The organism is Merdimonas faecis (assembly GCF_001754075.1).
GTDB classification, from domain to species: domain Bacteria; phylum Bacillota; class Clostridia; order Lachnospirales; family Lachnospiraceae; genus Merdimonas; species Merdimonas faecis.
The window spans coordinates 15,470-32,858 of record NZ_MIEH01000035.1; the positions used below are offsets into that span (position 1 = coordinate 15,470).

Below are 17,389 nucleotides of genomic sequence, written 5' to 3' on the forward strand. Positions count from 1 at the left end.
AAGCGGAAGGTGATAAAAATGACAGTAGTACCTTTATTCGTGTGTACTGGTTTTCTGGACAGCGGGAAGACCACACTGGTCAAAGAGACCCTGATGGAGCAGGAGTGGATCCAGCCCGGGCGGACGCTTTTGATCTGCTGCGAGGAAGGAGAAGTCGAATATCCGGAAGAATATCTGAAATCCAAAAACATGGTTCTTCACCAGGTGACAGAAAAGGAACAGCTGACATCAGCGTTTTTTAAGAGCTGCAATAAAAAATACCGGCCGGTTCAGGTGGTGATTGAATATAATGGCATGTGGAAGCTGGAGGATCTTTTAAGCATTAAATATCCCTACAACTGGGAACTGCAGGGGGTTTACTCTACAGTAAACGGACTGACCCTGGATATGTATCTGAAAAATATGCGCAACATGCTGATGGAACAGCTGACAGAGTCTGAGCTGATCGTCGTCAACCGGTGTGCGGAGGGTGTGGACCGCTCGGGATTCCGTCGGGCCCTGAAGGTGCAGAATCCAATGGCGCAGCTGATCTTTGAAGATACAGAAGGACGGATCATCCAGCCGTCTTCGGACGACCTTCCTTACGACACCGGGCAGGATGTGATCGAGATTGCGGATGAGGATTTCGGGATCTGGTATGTGGATGCCTATGACCACCCGGACCGGTATCTGGACAAAACCATGGTATTTAAGGCACAGATTTTTCGACCGAAGGGTATGGAGGACAATATGTTTGTGCCGGTGCGCAAGATTATGACCTGCTGCGCCGCAGATATCCGTTTCTATGGATATCCGTGCAGATCCAAGAAAAAGATTGAAGGAGACAAGCGTAAATATTATCAGGTGACAGCAAGATTCGCATATGAGTCCGTCGGATTCGGGAACGAGCAGCCGGTCCTTTATCTGGAGGGGCTTGAAGAGGCGGAAAAGCCGAGAGAAGATGTGGTCTATCTGGGGTAATGTGTACCGAAAAAGGAACAAAAATAAGCTTAAGAATCACTAGACTTTTAAAATACCAGGGACTATAATATTTATATATGCCAAATTATTTATAATTTGTACAATTTTTGAAGGAGGAACAACGAAAATGGCAAGAAAAATGAAGACCATGGATGGTAATCAGGCTGCGGCTCATGTGGCATATGCCTACACAGAAGTTGCAACAATTTATCCGATTACTCCATCATCTGTTATGCCAGAACATGTAGATGAGTGGGCAACCGAGGGAAGAAAGAATATCTTTGGACAGACAGTCCAGGTTACAGAAATGCAGTCAGAGGCAGGTGCGGCAGGTGCTGTACACGGATCTCTGTCCGCAGGTGCCCTGACCACTACATTTACAGCATCTCAGGGACTTCTGCTGATGATCCCGAACCTGTACAAGGTTGCAGGTGAGCAGCTTCCGGGTGTGTTCCACGTATCCGCACGTGCACTTGCAAGCCATGCACTTTCCATCTTTGGAGATCATTCTGACGTGTATGCCTGTCGTCAGACAGGAGCAGCAATGCTCTGTGAGTCCAGCGTACAAGAAGTCATGGACTTAAGCCCGGTTGCACATTGTGCGGCTCTGAAAGGCAAGCTCCCATTTATCAACTTCTTTGATGGATTCCGTACTTCCCACGAGATTCAGAAGATCGAGACATGGGATTACGAAGATCTGAAAGACTTGGTAGATATGGATGCGATCGATGAATTCAGAAATCATGCACTGAATCCAAATCATCCATGCCAGAGAGGTTCCGCACAGAATCCGGATATCTTCTTCCAGGCAAGAGAGGCCTGCAATCCGTATTACGATGCTATGCCGGGAATCGTTCAGGAATACATGGACAAGGTTAATGCAAAGATCGGCACCAACTATAAGCTGTTCAACTACTACGGAGCAGAGGATGCTGAAAAAGTTATCGTTGCAATGGGATCCGCATGCGATACCATCGAAGAGACCATTGATTACCTGCTGGCAGCCGGTGAAAAAGTCGGTGTCGTAAAAGTACGTCTGTACAGACCATTCTGTGCACAGGCACTGATCGACGCTATCCCGGATACTGTAAAATACATCAACGTTCTGGACAGAACGAAAGAGCCGGGAGCACAGGGCGAGCCTCTGTACCTGGATGTTGTATCCGCACTGAAAGGATCCAAGTTTGACAGCGTACCGGTATACAGCGGACGTTACGGACTGGGCTCCAAAGACACCACACCTGCACAGATCGTTGCAGTATTCAATAACACAGAGAAGGAAAGATTCACAATCGGTATCGAAGATGATGTGACAAACCTGTCTCTTACTACAGGACCGGCTCTGGTTACCACACCGGAGGGAACCATCAACTGCAAGTTCTGGGGACTTGGCGCTGACGGTACGGTAGGCGCAAACAAGAACTCCATTAAGATCATCGGTGACAACACAGACATGTACGCACAGGCTTACTTTGACTATGACTCCAAGAAGTCCGGCGGTGTTACCATGTCTCACCTGCGTTTTGGTAAATCACCGATCAAATCCACATACCTGATCCACCAGGCAAACTTTGTTGCATGTCACAATCCGTCTTATGTGAATAAGTACAACATGGTTCAGGAGCTGGTAGACGGAGGAACATTCCTTCTGAACTGCCCATGGGATATGGAAGGACTGGAGAAACACCTTCCGGGACAGGTAAAAGCATATATTGCTGATCACAACATCAAGTTCTACACTATCGATGGTATCAAGATCGGTAAGGAGATCGGACTTGGCGGACGTATCAATACCGTTCTTCAGTCTGCATTCTTCAAGCTGGCAGCCATCATTCCGGAAGAGGAAGCCATTGACCTGATGAAGAAGGCTGCAAAGGCTACTTACGGAAGAAAAGGTGATAAGATCGTACAGATGAACTACGATGCGATCGATGCCGGAGCAAAACAGGTACACGAAGTAGAGGTTCCGGAATCCTGGAAATCCTGCCAGGACGAAGGCCTGTTCTCACCTGAAGTAAAAGGCGGAAGAGAAGACGTAGTAAGCTTTGTTAAGAATATCCAGACAAAGGTAAATTCTCAGGAAGGAAATACTCTGCCTGTATCTGCATTTAAAGATTATGTAGACGGTTCCACGCCGTCCGGATCTTCTGCATACGAGAAACGTGGTATTGCGGTAGATATCCCGGTATGGAAGCCGGAGAATTGTATCCAGTGTAACCGTTGTGCATACGTTTGTCCGCATGCAGTTATCCGTCCGGTAGCTCTGACAGAGGAAGAGTATGCAAATGCACCGGAAGGAATGGAAGCAATCGATATGATCGGTATGCCGGGAATGAAATTCTCCATGACAGTATCCGCTTACGATTGTACCGGATGCGGCTCCTGTGCAAATGTATGTCCTGGAAAGAAGGGCGAGAAGGCTCTGGTTATGGAAAACATGGAAGCAAATGCCGGAAAACAGGATTTCTTCGACTATGGAAGAGCAATCGAGGTAAAACCGGAAGTTGTTGCCAAATTCAAACCGGAAACCGTAAAGGGAAGCCAGTTCAAACAGCCGCTGCTTGAGTTCTCAGGAGCATGTGCGGGATGTGGAGAGACTCCATATGCAAAACTGGTAACACAGCTGTTCGGTGACAGAATGTATATTGCAAACGCGACAGGATGTTCCTCTATCTGGGGTAACTCCTCACCGTCTACACCATATACCGTTAACGAAAAAGGACAGGGTCCGGCATGGTCCAACTCTCTGTTTGAGGACAATGCAGAGTTCGGCTATGGTATGCTGCTTGCTCAGAAAGCAATCAGAAAGAGACTGAAAGAAGAAGTAGAAAACATTGCAGCATCTGACAAGGCTTCCGCAGAAGTAAAAGAAGCGTGCCAGGAATATCTGGATACATTCAACTGCGGCGCAAGCAACGGAGATGCTACAGATAAATTAGTTGCCGCTCTGGAAGGATGCGACTGTGATCTCTGCAAGGATGTTGTAAAGAACAAAGACTTTCTGGCTAAGAAGTCCCAGTGGATCTTCGGTGGTGACGGATGGGCTTACGATATCGGATTCGGCGGTGTTGACCATGTACTTGCAAGCGGTGAGGACATCAACATCATGGTATTCGATACCGAGGTTTACTCCAACACGGGTGGACAGTCCTCCAAAGCTACTAAGACTGGCGCTACCGCTCAGTTCGCTGCAAACGGAAAAGAAACCAAGAAGAAAGACCTGGCAGGCATCGCTATGAGCTATGGCTACGTATATGTAGCACAGATTGCTATGGGTGCTGACTTCAACCAGACTGTGAAAGCAATCGCAGAGGCAGAGGCATATCCGGGACCGTCACTGATCATTGCATACGCTCCATGTATCAACCATGGTATCAAGAAAGGTATGAGCAAAGCTCAGACTGAGGAGCAGCTGGCAGTAGAATGTGGATACTGGAACAACTTCCGTTTCAACCCGGCAGCAGAAGGCGCGAAATTCACGCTGGACAGCAAAGAGCCGAAGCAGGAAGAGTATCAGGGATTCCTGGACGGAGAAGTTCGTTACAACGCTCTGAAGAGAGCAGATCCGGAAAGAGCCGCAAAACTCTTCGCAAAGAACGAGAAAGAGGCTATGGACAGATATGCTTATCTGAAGAAGCTGGTAACTCTGTACGGAGAAGACTAAAAACCAGAAGGATTTTAAATCCACAAGATAAAAAACGGGGCAGACAAGTTGTCTGTCCCGTTTTTTATTTGCGTATGATCGGATATGGCAGAAATGACTTTTGTTGCCAATAATGGAATAATATGGTATAATAATGGAAATAAAACGGTGAATCGGATGGTTCGAAAGGGAGGTTTTTTCCATGACGCTTGAGGAGATGCGGGAAAAGAAGAGGGAATATGGTTTTACCAATGAGCAGATTTCTGATTACACCGGGGTTCCGCTTGCAACGGTGCAGAAAATCTTTGCCGGGGTTACAGAATCGCCCAGATATGCCACCTTACAGGCGCTTGAGACGCTGTTTCGTCAACTGGAAGGAGAAAGGAATCCGGGCCTGGCAGCAGACCGGGTGGCGGAAAGCCCGGCGTATATGGCGGATTGTTTGAAGTCCCAGGGAGAATACACACTGGCGGATTACTATTCTCTGCCGGACGAGAGGCGGGTGGAGCTGATCGACGGTGTGATTTATGATATGTCATCGCCGGAGTCCATCCACCAGATCTTGATTACGGCAATATGGAAGGATTTGTTCAATTTTATCAGTGACAAGAAAGGGGACTGCCTGCCCATGATCGCTCCGCTGGATGTGCAGCTTGACCGGGATGACCGGACAATGGTGCAGCCGGACGTGCTGGTGGTATGCGACCGCGGCAAGGTGGTGCGGCGGTGTGTTTACGGGGCGCCGGACTTTGTGGCGGAGATCCTTTCCAAATCTACATGGGAAAAGGACATGTATGTAAAGCTTGGAAAATATGAGGCGGCAGGAGTCCGGGAATATTGGATCGTCGACCCAAAGAAGAAAAGAGTGCTGGTCTATGATTTTGAACACACAGACTTTCCGGCGCTGTATACATTTATGGATCAGATTCCGGTAGGGATTTTTGACGGAGAGTGCAGGGTAGATTTTGCGGCAATCTATGAGTATGTCCGGTTCCTTTATGAGCTGGATGAGGACGAATAAATATCTATTGCCGCCGGGAGGAATAAAAGGTAAAATAGTTGAGGAGTTTTAGAAAGTGGGGAAGAGAGTATGGAATTGACAGAAGAGATTTTGAGAGACGCCCTGCATTATGGCAAGGCGTTTACCAAACTGGGGCGGACAGCACAGTATATCCCCGAGCTGCGCGCCGTTAATCGGTATTATCTGGGGATCTGTACTATGGATCTGGACGGAAATGTACTGGAAGTCGGGGATACAAGAGTGCCTTTTACGATCCAGAGTATCTCCAAGCTGGTGTCTCTGATCCTTGCGATCCGTGACTGCGGGGCGGACCATCTGTTCCATGAAAAGGTTGGGGTAGAGCCTACGGGAGATCCCTTTAATTCGATTGTAAAGCTGGAAACAAAGACCAGACCATTCAATCCCTTTATCAATGCCGGAGCGATCACGGTGGCAAGCTGTATCCAGGGAAAAGATGCCGATGAAAAGTTTGGGCGGTTTCTGGAATTTACAAGAAAGCTGTGCAATAATCATGAAATTGCACTGAATCAGCCGGTATATGAGTCGGAGAGAGAAACAGGAGACAGGAACCGGGCACTGGCATATTACCTGAAGGCGTCCGGGATCCTGGAAGGGGATGTGGAGGAGTGCCTGGATTTTTATTTCCGCATGTGCTCAGTGGATGTGACTGCCCATGATATCGCATATATGAGTCTTGTGCTTGCGAATCATGGAATAGATCCTCTGGACGGGGAAGAGCTGATCGAGCCTCAGTATGCAAAGGCGATCAGGGCATTGATGCTTACCTGCGGCATGTATGATGGTTCGGGAGAATTTGCCATGACCGTAGGCTTTCCTGCAAAGAGTGGTGTCGGCGGGGGAATTGCGGTGCCTCTGGTGGATCGGATGGGTATCGGTGTATTTGGTCCTGCCCTGGATGAGAAGGGAAACAGTGCGGGAGGCATTAAAATATTAGAGTATCTTTCAAATAAAATGAATATTTCTCTTTTTTAGTAATGTAAGATTTTGCATTACTTATTGACATTTACCAAGAAAGATGTAAAAATGGACTAGATAAATCATGAAGAACCAGATAGAGGTGCGGGCTTCATCAGTATTTGAAAAGCATGGGTTCCGGAGAGACTGCTTTTAGAAAGAAAGGGGAGACCGCCGAAGGGGGAAGGAGAGTTCCGGATCTTTGTCCCTCTGGGACGCAGTCAGAACATGCTGCGGACTGTCACTTTTGTGGAGCGCTATCAGGGATAAGAGTCGGGAACTGCGGATGAAAAGACAGAAAAAGAGATGATTATGCCATGGGCGCGGAAGAAAAGCGTTGTTCATGGCATTTTTTATTTACTTTTACAGATTTGTATTTTAGAAAGAGAGGAAGAGGTAACTATGAGAGGGAAAAGGAAAATCCTGTGGGGAACAATGACTCTGCTGCTGGTCCTGGCCTTAAGTACCATGACAGTATTTGCGGCAGACGGGGCAGAGGAGTATGTTCCTGATATGTATGCGACTTTCTGGTCTTTGATTCCGCCGGTGGTGGCTATCGTGCTGGCGTTGATCACAAAAGAGGTATACAGTTCACTGTTTATCGGGATCCTGATAGGTGGTGTTTTTTATTCCGGATTTCAGTTTGAGCGGACGATCACACATGTCTTCCAGGACGGGATCGTAGGTGTGCTGTCCGACAGCTATAATGTGGGAATACTGGTGTTTCTGGTGATTCTGGGGATCATGGTATGTATGATGAACAAAGCGGGAGGCTCTGCGGCGTTCGGGCGCTGGGCCAGCGAACATATCAAGAGCCGTATCGGGGCACAGCTTGCTACGATCCTTTTGGGAGTTCTGATCTTTATTGATGACTATTTCAACTGTCTGACAGTGGGAAGTGTTATGCGGCCGGTGACAGATAAGCACAATGTTTCCCGGGCAAAGCTTTCCTATCTGATCGATGCGACGGCAGCGCCGGTATGTATCATTGCGCCGATTTCCTCCTGGGCGGCGGCTGTAACAGGGTTTGTAGAGGGAGAGGATGGATTTTCCATTTTCATCCGGGCGATTCCATATAATTATTATGCGCTTTTGACTATTACGATGATGATAGCGCTGGTACTTCTGAAAGTGGATTACGGTCCGATGAAGCTCCATGAGGACAATGCCAAAAAAGGAGATATTTATACAACACCGGACCGTCCCTATGCAGGGATGGAGGAAGAGGTCGATGAGTCTAAGGGGCGTGTGATTGACCTTGTATTTCCGATTCTGGTGCTGATTGTGTGCTGCGTGATCGGGATGATCTATACGGGAGGATTTTTCTCCGGTACGGGGGTTGTTGAGGCGTTTTCTAACAGCGATGCCTCGGTAGGCCTGATGTTTGGAAGCTTCTTTGCTTTTGTGATCACGACCGTATTTTATGCGATCCGCAAAGTGCTGTCCTTTAGTGAGACTATGACCTGTGTTCCGGAAGGATTCAAGGCGATGGTCCCGGCAATCCTGATCCTTACATTTGCCTGGACGCTGAAGGCGATGACAGACAGTCTGGGTGCGGCAGAATATGTGGCAGGAGTCGTGGAAACAGCAGCCGGAGGATTCCTTCACCTGCTCCCGGCGATCATCTTTGTGGTCGGCTGCCTTCTTGCTTTTGCAACCGGTACCTCCTGGGGAACCTTTGGTATTCTGATTCCTATCGTAGTGGCAGTGTTCCAGGGAACCAATGAAACCATGATGATCATTTCTATTTCAGCATGTATGGCAGGCGCGGTGTGCGGCGACCATTGTTCTCCGATCTCGGATACAACGATCATGTCGTCGGCGGGAGCCCAGTGCAACCATGTTAATCATGTGACAACACAGCTTCCTTATGCGGTGACCTGTGCGGTGGTGTCATTTGTAGCATACATTATTGCAGGATTTGTACAGAATCCGTTTATTTGCCTTCCGATTGGCATCATCATGATGGTTGGAACGTTGGCTGTGATCAAAAAAATCAATGCATAACGACGGGAAAAGCTGTGAAAAATAAAATCAGAAATAAAAAGGACGACACGGATAAAGCCGTGCCGTTCTTTTTATTGCAGGCGAAATCGAAAAGCGTTATAATATGTGGAAATGGGTGAGCCAGTATCAGGAAAGGAGTCGGACAAAAGTTATGAACGAAACAAATGGCAGAGCTTATGAGATGATTCAGCAGGAGGAACTGAAAGGAATCCGCTCCCGCGGATGCCTGCTCAGACATAAGAAGAGCGGCGCCCGGGTGCTTTTGATAGAGAATGATGATGACAACAAGGTGTTTAGCATCGGCTTCCGTACACCGCCAAAGGACAGTACCGGCGTACCGCATATCATGGAACATTCGGTGCTTTGCGGGTCAAAAAATTTCCCCGCTAAGGATCCTTTTGTAGAACTGGTTAAAGGGTCGTTAAATACCTTTCTTAATGCGATGACCTATCCGGATAAGACAGTGTATCCGGTTGCCAGCTGTAATGACAAGGATTTTCAGAATCTGATGCATGTATACATGGACGCGGTGCTGTATCCTAATATTTATCAGCATGAAGAGATTTTCCGGCAGGAAGGATGGAGCTATAAACTGGACTCTCCGGAGGGAGAGCTTCAGTACAATGGAGTGGTCTATAATGAAATGAAGGGGGCGTTTTCCTCGCCTGAGAGCGTTCTGGACAGAGTGATCCTGAATACACTGTTTCCGGATACGTCCTATGCGAACGAGTCCGGAGGCGATCCAGAGTATATCCCGGATCTGACCTATGAACAGTTCCTGGATTTCCACCGGAAATATTATCATCCGTCCAACAGTTATATTTATCTGTATGGAAATATGGATATGGATGAGAAACTGGAGTGGCTGGATCGGGAGTACTTATGTCATTTCGATAAGATTGAGGTGGATTCTGAAATCCGTTTTCAGGAGCCATTCAGAAAAATGGTGGAAAGGGAACTGCCATATTCCATAGCAAGCGATGAATCTGAAGCAGATAATACCTATCTTTCCTACAATAAGGTGATTGGCACAAGTCTGGACCGGGAGCTTTACCTTGCTTTCCAGATCCTGGACTATGCGCTTTTATCAGCGCCGGGAGCACCTCTTAAGAAGGCGCTTACGGAAGCGGGGATTGGAAAGGATATTATGGGCTCTTATGACAATGGAGTTTATCAGCCGATCTTCTCTGTGATCTCTAAAAACGCCAATGTAGAGCAGAAGGAAGCGTTTGTGGAGAAGATTGAGGAGGTTCTGAAGGAGATTGTAGAGAATGGGATGGATAAAAAAGCACTGGAGGCAGGAATCAATTATCATGAATTCCGCTATCGGGAGGCTGATTTTGGCAGTTATCCGAAGGGACTGATGTATGGTCTTCAGATGCTGGACAGCTGGCTCTATGATGACGAAAAGCCGTTTATCCATATAGAAGCGCTGGACACATTTTCCTTCCTGAAAAATCAGATCGGAACTGGATATTATGAAGATCTGATCCGTCGTTATCTTCTGGAAAATCCGCATGGGGCAATCGTGGTGGTAAAGCCGGAGAAGGGACGGACGGCCCGGATGGACCGGGAGCTTGCTGAAAAGCTTGAGGCATATAAAAATGGATTGAGCGAGAAGGAGAGGCAGGAGCTTGTAGACCGGACAGAGGCGCTTGAGGCCTATCAGTCAGCAGAAGACCGTCCGGAGGATCTGGAAAAGATCCCGGTACTTAAAAGAGAAGATATTTCCCGTAAGATCGCACCGATTTTTAATGAAGAACGGACAGTGGCAGGGATTCCGATGATATTCCATGAGATTGAGACGAACGGAATCGGGTATCTGGATCTGCTGTTTGACATGTCCGGCGTACCGGAGGAACTGCTTCCGTATGTGGGAATCCTGCAGGCAGTGCTGGGTGTGATTGATACCACTCATTATGAGTATGGTGAATTATTTAATGAAATCAATGTGCACACTGGCGGGATCGGCACCTCGCTGGAGCTTTATCCGGATGTGACAAAGGTGAAGGAGAAGGAGTTCAAGGCTACCTTTGAGATCAAGGCCAAGGCATTGTATGAAAAGCTATCTGTGGCTTTTGACATGATGGGAGAGATCCTGACAGAGTCAAAGCTTGAGGATGAAAAGCGGCTCCTGGAGATACTCCAGATGCTGAAATCAAGGCTTCTTATGCGGTTCCAGTCGGCCGGGCATACCACGGCGGTTCTGAGGTCTTTGGCATACACATCTCCATCGGCAAGGTTAAAAGACCTGACCAGCGGTATAGAGTTTTACAGGGTAGTAGCACGGATTACCGAGCATTTCGAAGAAGAAAAGGAAGATCTGATCCGGAAACTAAAGAGCCTGGCTGTGCGCCTGTTCCGGGCGGAAGGGATGATGATCAGCTACACGGCATCACGGGACGGTCTGGACGGTCTGGAAGATTTTGTGGACAGTATGAAAAGACGGTTGTTTACGGATTCAGTGGAAGAGGCGGTATGTATCCTCCACTGTGAGAAGAAAAATGAAGGCTTCAAGACTGCTTCGAAGGTGCAGTATGTGGCCAGATCCGGAAACTTTATTGATGGCGGCGCCCAATACAGCGGTGCGCTCCAGATACTGAAAGTGATTTTAAGCTATGAATATCTGTGGCAGAATATCCGTGTCAAGGGCGGTGCCTATGGCTGTATGAGCAATTTTAACAGGATTGGAGAAGGATATTTCGTTTCCTACCGGGATCCGAACCTGAAGCGGACCATGGAGATCTATGAGGGTATTACAGACTATCTTAAAAACTTTACCGTCAGCGAACGGGATATGACGAAGTATATTATCGGGACCATCAGTAACATCGATCAGCCTATGACGCCGTCAGCCAAAGGAGACCGGTCCATGAACCTTTATATGAACCATGTAAGCCCGGAGATGATCCAGAGAGAACGTTCAGAGATCCTGGAAGCAGACCAGGAGGATATCCGCGCACTGGCGCCGGTTGTTGAAGCCTTGCTGGCAGCGGATCAGATATGCGTGATAGGCAGCGAAGAGAAGATAGAGACAGACAAAGATATGTTTGATGTATTGACAAGTTTTTAACGGGGGACGTACACTTTTGGCGTTGGTGCCTGTCCCCTTTTGCAAATGTGTACGTCCCCCCTGGAGGGAGAAAATGAGACAAGACTATAAATCTGGCTTTGTAACGCTGATCGGCCGGCCGAATGTGGGGAAATCTACGTTGATGAATTATCTCATCGGTCAGAAGATCGCCATTACATCCAACAAGCCTCAGACGACCAGAAACCGGATCCAGACGGTCCTGACCACCGAGGAAGGACAGATTGTGTTTGTTGACACACCGGGGATCCACAAAGCGAAAAACAAGCTGGGAAAATACATGGTAAACGTGGCGGAGCGGACGCTGAAGGAAGTGGACGTGATCCTGTGGCTGGTGGAACCGACTACATTCATCGGGGCTGGTGAACAGCATATTGCGCAGCAGCTGAAAAGAGTAAGTACTCCGATAATTCTGGTAATCAATAAGATCGACAGTGTGAAGAAGGAAGAATTGCTCCCGGTGATTGCCGCTTACAAAGATGTCTGCGATTTTGCGGAGATTGTGCCGGTATCTGCGAGGAACGGAGATAATACGGAGGTGCTGATACAGGAAATTATGAAATATCTGCCATACGGTCCGCAGTTTTACGACGAGGATACGGTGACAGATCAGCCGGAACGGCAGATTGTGGCGGAGCTTATCCGTGAAAAGGCACTTCACTGCCTGCAGGAGGAGATTCCCCATGGGATTGCGGTTGCCATTGAACGTATGCAGAAAAAGAATAAAGTAGTGCACATTGATGCCACGATTATCTGTGAACGTGATTCCCACAAGGGGATAATTATTGGAAAACAAGGAAATATGTTGAAAAAGATCGGGAGTACGGCCCGGTATGAGATTGAAAAAATGCTGGATTGCCAGGTAAATCTGAAGCTTTGGGTCAAAGTAAAGAAGGACTGGAGAGACAGTGAATTCCTGATGAAAAATTTTGGATATCGGGAAGAAGAATAAAATGGCGCGTCCATGGGAGAACCTATCCTTAGGATAAAAACAGAGGATGAGGTGATGCTTGTGGAACAAAAATACTGGGAGCGGTTTCTGAAAACAGGGAAGATTGTAGATTATCTGAGCTATAAAAATCTGACAGCCGGTCAGGGGACTGCAGGGCGCCATAAAGGAGAAACTGACATTGAATCAGATTACGGTAACAGGAATGGTGCTGACTGCGGCACCGATTGGAGAATATGATAAACGGATCGTGATCCTGACAAGGGAACGGGGAAAAATATCTGTATTTGCCAGAGGCGCCAGAAGAGCCGGCAATGCACTGATGGGGGTGACAGAGCCCTTTTCCTTTGGTACATTTATGATTTATGAGGGGCGGACATCTTATACCTTGATGTCGGCCTCTATTTCCAATTATTTTTCTGAACTTAGAATGGACATGGAAGGGGCGTATTACGGGTTTTATTTTATGGATCTGGCAGCCTACTACGGCAGAGAAGGGAATGATGAGACCCGGCTTCTGGGGCTTTTATACCAGACGCTCCGGGCGCTTCTGAACCCGCATATTCCCAACCGCCTGGTACGGTGCGTCTATGAATTAAAGGCTGTGACCGTAAACGGGGAAGGACCTCAGGTCTTTTCCTGCATATCCTGCGGAAAACAGGAGGGTTCCTTCTGGTTTAGTGTCCGCCGCGGTGGTATCCTCTGCGAAGACTGCAGACAGACGGAAAAGGAAGGCATCCTTCTATTGCCGTCTACCGCCTATACATTGCAGTATATCGTCTCTTCTCCGGTGGAAAAGCTGTACACCTTTGTTGTCAAGGATGAGGTAATGGAACAGCTTATCAGAATCACCGGAGAATATCTGGCCAGGTATGTGGACAAGCGCTTCAAATCCCTGGAAATACTGGAAACAATTATAGAATAGTACTTGAAAACGTAAAGGCCACCCGGTATAATTATTAACAATCATGGGCGTTGTTTATAGATAAAACCCATAAAGCATATAGAAGGTGAGGTAGAGGGCATGGTAGAAAAAACGATGGAAAAAATCGTCGCACTGGCGAAATCAAGGGGATTTGTATATCCCGGGTCAGAAATTTACGGCGGTCTTGCAAATACATGGGATTACGGGAATCTTGGTGTAGAATTGAAGAATAATGTTAAGAAGGCCTGGTGGCAGAAGTTTGTGCAGGAATCCCCGTATAATGTGGGTGTGGACTGTGCGATTCTGATGAACCCGCAGACCTGGGTGGCAAGCGGACATCTGGGAGGATTCAGTGATCCTCTCATGGACTGTAAGGAGTGTCATGAAAGATTCCGCGCGGACAAGATGATCGAAGACTACGCAAAGGAAAACAGACTGGATATCGGGGACAGCATTGACGGATGGAGCCATGAGAAAATGGAAGCATATATCGAGGAGCATCAGATTCCGTGTCCGACCTGCGGCAAGCATAATTTTACCGAGATCCGGGAATTCAATCTGATGTTTAAGACCTTCCAGGGAGTAACAGAAGATGCGAAGAGTGTGGTATATCTCCGCCCGGAGACTGCACAGGGGATTTTTGTTAACTTTAAAAATGTGCAGCGTACATCCAGAAAGAAGATCCCGTTTGGAATCTGTCAGATTGGAAAATCTTTCCGAAACGAGATTACACCGGGTAACTTCATCTTCCGTACAAGAGAGTTTGAACAGATGGAGATGGAATTTTTCTGTGAACCGGATACAGACCTTGAGTGGCATGCATACTGGAAAAAGTTCTGTCTGGATTGGCTGAAAACTCTGGGACTGAAAGATGAAGAGGTACGTTATCGTGATCATTCGCCGGAAGAACTGAGCCATTACAGCAAAGCTACTACAGACGTAGAATTCCTGTTCCCGTTTGGTTGGGGAGAACTTTGGGGAATCGCTGACCGTACCGATTTTGACCTGACACAGCATCAGAATGTGTCCAAACAGGATATGACATATTTTGACGATGAGAAAAAGATCAAATACATTCCTTACGTAATCGAGCCTTCTCTGGGAGCAGATCGTATGGTTCTGGCGTTCTTATGCAGCGCTTATGACGAGGAAGAGCTGGAAGGCGGGGACAAGCGTACGGTACTGCATTTCCATCCGGCTCTGGCTCCGGTGAAAATAGGGGTTCTGCCTCTGTCTAAGAAACTGAGCGAAGGTGCCGAGAAGATCTATGCACGCCTTTCTAAGAAATATAATTGCGAGTTTGATGAAAGAGGCAATATCGGCAAGCGTTACCGCAGACAGGATGAGATTGGAACACCTTTCTGCATTACCTATGATTTTGAGTCTGAAGAAGATGGTGCGGTAACGATCCGGGACAGAGACACTATGGAGCAGGAAAGAGTAAAGATTGAAGATCTGGAAAGCTATTTTGAGAAAAAATTCGAATGGTAATCAGCTGTAAATTGAAATCGTGAGCATAAAGAAGGAGCGCGGGAAGTTTATCCCGCGCTCCTTCTTTATGTATAACTGCGTAAGACTACATAATTTTGATCTCCGGATCAAACGGCTTGTCCGCATAGCGTTCCGGATGGATCCGGCGGTCGCGGAAATCTGCGATGGCGGTGTAAAGTACGTCCGTAGAGGAGTTGATACCAGTCTCGCAGGAATCCTGGATAACGCCGATGATAAATCCGACACCTACTACCTGCATGGAGATATCGTTGGGGATACCAAACAGGCTGCAGGCCAGCGGGATCAGAAGCAGGGACCCGCCTGCCACGCCGGAGGCTCCTGCCGCACTGGCAGCCGCCAGTACACACATGATCAGCGCGCTGGGGATCGATACTTCAATACCCAGAGTATTCGCCGCTGCAAGGGCCATCGTAGAAATGGTGATGGCTGCGCCGGCCATATTTACGGTTGCTCCAAGCGGAATGGAGATGGAGTAAGTGTCTTCGTCCAGTCCCAGCCGCTCGCACAGTCCCATATTTACCGGGATATTTGCCGCAGAACTTCTGGTGAAGAATGCGGTGATAAAGCTTTCCTTCAGGCAGGTGAATACCAGCTTGTAAGGATTTTTGCGGATGAACAAAAATACGATGATCGGATTGATGATCAGCGCTACGGCCGCCATGGTTCCGACCAGCACCAGGATCAGACGTCCGTATCCAAGGAGAACAGACAGACCCTGTTCGGAAATGGTAGTAAAGATCAGGCCCATGATACCGAAGGGAGCGCAGTTGATGACCCATCTGACTGCTGTGGAAACAGCGTCAGAGATATTGTCCAGCGCATTTTTGGTTCCTTCGCTGGCGCCCTTGAGCGCGATACCAAAGATAATGGCCCATGCAAGGATGCCGATGAAGTTGGCGTTGATCAGGGCGTTGACCGGATTGTCCACCAGGTTCATCAGAAGATTGGTGATGACCTCTGTAACTCCGCTGGGCGGGGTAACGTCGCTGGTGTCCGTGCTCTCAGAAAAGGTAAGAACGATCGGAAACAGCCGGCTTGCCACCACGGCACAGGCTGCAGCCACCACATTGCCCGCCATATAAAGAATGACGATTACCTTTAAGTTGGTTTTCTGTCCTTCGCCCATACGGCACAGAGAACTCATGATCAGGAAAAATACCAGAATCGGTGCAACTCCGCGCAGAGCTCCGACAAATAAATCCCCCAGAATAGAGATCGCGCTTGCCTGCGGTACGACCAGACCGAGAATGATACCGATGATCAGTCCGCAGATGATCCGTTTCACCAAACTGATGCTGTTCCATTTTTGAATGATGCCTTTGAGTTTTTCCATATTTTCCCTCTCTTTCTTCTTGACACGTTACCTGTAGCGTGTTAAGATAACGCTAAAATAATGATGTTTTTAATATACTAGATTTTGGATGATTTGTAAATGATGACGATGGAAAATATTGAAAAAACATGTTTTTCGTCGAAATGCACAAAGAGCGCTAATGGCACGCTAAGGAACTGTTTGCGCGTCTGTATGTGTTTTTTGCATCTTCCGCATACAGGAGGCGCAGGTGAAGACGGCGTGTTACTGGCAGGACTGACAGGTATAGAGACAAAAAAGACAGGCAGAAGATCTGCCTGTCTTGAATCCGTATGTAATTGTAAGTCTTTTGTCTGCGTGTAATCTGAAAATTACAGGATCTTGATCTCCGGATCAAACGGCTTGTTTGCGTAGTGCTCTGGATTGATCCGGCGGTCGCGGAAGTCTGCGATTGCTGTGTACAGAACGTCTGTAGAAGAGTTAACGCCTGTCTCACAGGAATCCTGGATTACACCGATGATGAATCCGACACCGACTACCTGCATGGAGATGTCATTCGGGATACCGAACAGACTACATGCCAGCGGGATCAGAAGCAGGGAACCGCCTGCAACACCGGAAGCTCCGGCTGCACTGGCTGCTGCCAGTACGCACATGATCAGTGCACTGCCGACGGAAACGTGGATATCCAGGGTGTTGGCTGCTGCCAGTGCCATGGTAGAAATGGTGATTGCCGCACCAGCCATGTTTACGGTAGCGCCAAGAGGAATGGAGATAGAGTAGGTATCTTCATCCAGGCCAAGTCTTTCGCAAAGCTTCATGTTAACAGGAATGTTCGCAGCGGAGCTTCTGGTGAAGAACGCAGTGATAAAGCTTTCCTTCAGACAGGTAAAGATCAGTTTGAACGGGTTCTTGCGGATAAACAGGAACACGATGATCGGGTTTACAATGAATACAACAGCGGCCATGGTTCCAACCAGTACCAGGATCAGAC

Annotated in this window: 12 protein-coding genes and 1 riboswitch; of the genes, 10 read left to right on the top strand and 2 right to left on the bottom strand. The window is 47.9% G+C overall.

The features are described from left to right. The first annotated feature begins 18 nt into the window (after positions 1-18). The 10 genes from BKD12_RS15325 to BKD12_RS15365 all read left to right on the top strand — a co-directional run bounded on the left by BKD12_RS15325 (position 19) and on the right by BKD12_RS15365 (position 15,062). Positions 19-960 (top strand): TIGR03943 family putative permease subunit, encoded by a 942-nt coding sequence (locus BKD12_RS15325; RefSeq protein WP_070090225.1) that lies wholly within the window; start codon positions 19-21, stop codon positions 958-960. Positions 961-1,087: 127 nt separating this feature from the next. Then, positions 1,088-4,624 (top strand): pyruvate:ferredoxin (flavodoxin) oxidoreductase, encoded by a 3,537-nt coding sequence (nifJ, locus tag BKD12_RS15330; protein WP_070090226.1) that lies wholly within the window; start codon positions 1,088-1,090, stop codon positions 4,622-4,624. A gap of 181 nt (positions 4,625-4,805) precedes the next feature. Then, on the top strand, positions 4,806-5,624 hold the full coding sequence (locus BKD12_RS15335; protein WP_070090227.1) for a Uma2 family endonuclease: 819 nt from the start codon (positions 4,806-4,808) through the stop codon (positions 5,622-5,624). Between the two features lie 69 nt (positions 5,625-5,693). After that, the gene (gene glsA / locus BKD12_RS15340; RefSeq protein WP_070090228.1) at positions 5,694-6,617 is read left to right on the top strand and encodes a glutaminase A; all 924 of its coding nucleotides are present in this window, start codon (positions 5,694-5,696) and stop codon (positions 6,615-6,617) included. A gap of 72 nt (positions 6,618-6,689) precedes the next feature. After that, positions 6,690-6,867: riboswitch (Lysine riboswitch) on the top strand. A gap of 134 nt (positions 6,868-7,001) precedes the next feature. Beyond that, positions 7,002-8,606: a Na+/H+ antiporter NhaC family protein gene (locus BKD12_RS15345; RefSeq protein WP_070090237.1), complete on the top strand. Its 1,605-nt coding sequence runs from the start codon at positions 7,002-7,004 to the stop codon at positions 8,604-8,606. Between the two features lie 151 nt (positions 8,607-8,757). Further along, a complete protein-coding gene (locus BKD12_RS15350; protein WP_070090229.1) occupies positions 8,758-11,679 on the top strand; it encodes an insulinase family protein in 2,922 nt (973 codons plus the stop codon). A gap of 73 nt (positions 11,680-11,752) precedes the next feature. Next, on the top strand, positions 11,753-12,649 hold the full coding sequence (era, locus tag BKD12_RS15355; RefSeq protein WP_070090230.1) for a GTPase Era: 897 nt from the start codon (positions 11,753-11,755) through the stop codon (positions 12,647-12,649). A gap of 12 nt (positions 12,650-12,661) precedes the next feature. Beyond that, complete coding sequence (locus tag BKD12_RS17025) at positions 12,662-12,886, top strand: hypothetical protein (protein ID WP_176730987.1); 225 nt, start codon at positions 12,662-12,664, stop codon at positions 12,884-12,886. Next, positions 12,828-13,571, top strand: a complete 744-nt coding sequence (gene recO / locus BKD12_RS15360; protein ID WP_070090231.1) for a DNA repair protein RecO — start codon at positions 12,828-12,830, stop codon at positions 13,569-13,571. The genes BKD12_RS17025 and recO overlap by 59 nt, the downstream gene beginning before the upstream one ends. A gap of 99 nt (positions 13,572-13,670) precedes the next feature. Then, positions 13,671-15,062, top strand: a complete 1,392-nt coding sequence (locus BKD12_RS15365) for a glycine--tRNA ligase (RefSeq protein WP_070090232.1) — start codon at positions 13,671-13,673, stop codon at positions 15,060-15,062. Between the two features lie 85 nt (positions 15,063-15,147). Here the strand turns inward: BKD12_RS15365 and sstT (BKD12_RS15370) are convergent, their stop codons facing one another. Further along, a complete protein-coding gene (gene sstT, locus BKD12_RS15370; RefSeq protein ID WP_070090233.1) occupies positions 15,148-16,416 on the bottom strand; it encodes a serine/threonine transporter SstT in 1,269 nt (422 codons plus the stop codon). Between the two features lie 350 nt (positions 16,417-16,766). After that, positions 16,767-17,389, bottom strand: a 623-nt coding sequence (gene sstT, locus BKD12_RS15380; RefSeq protein WP_083262993.1) for a serine/threonine transporter SstT, incomplete at its 5' end; no start/stop codon positions are given.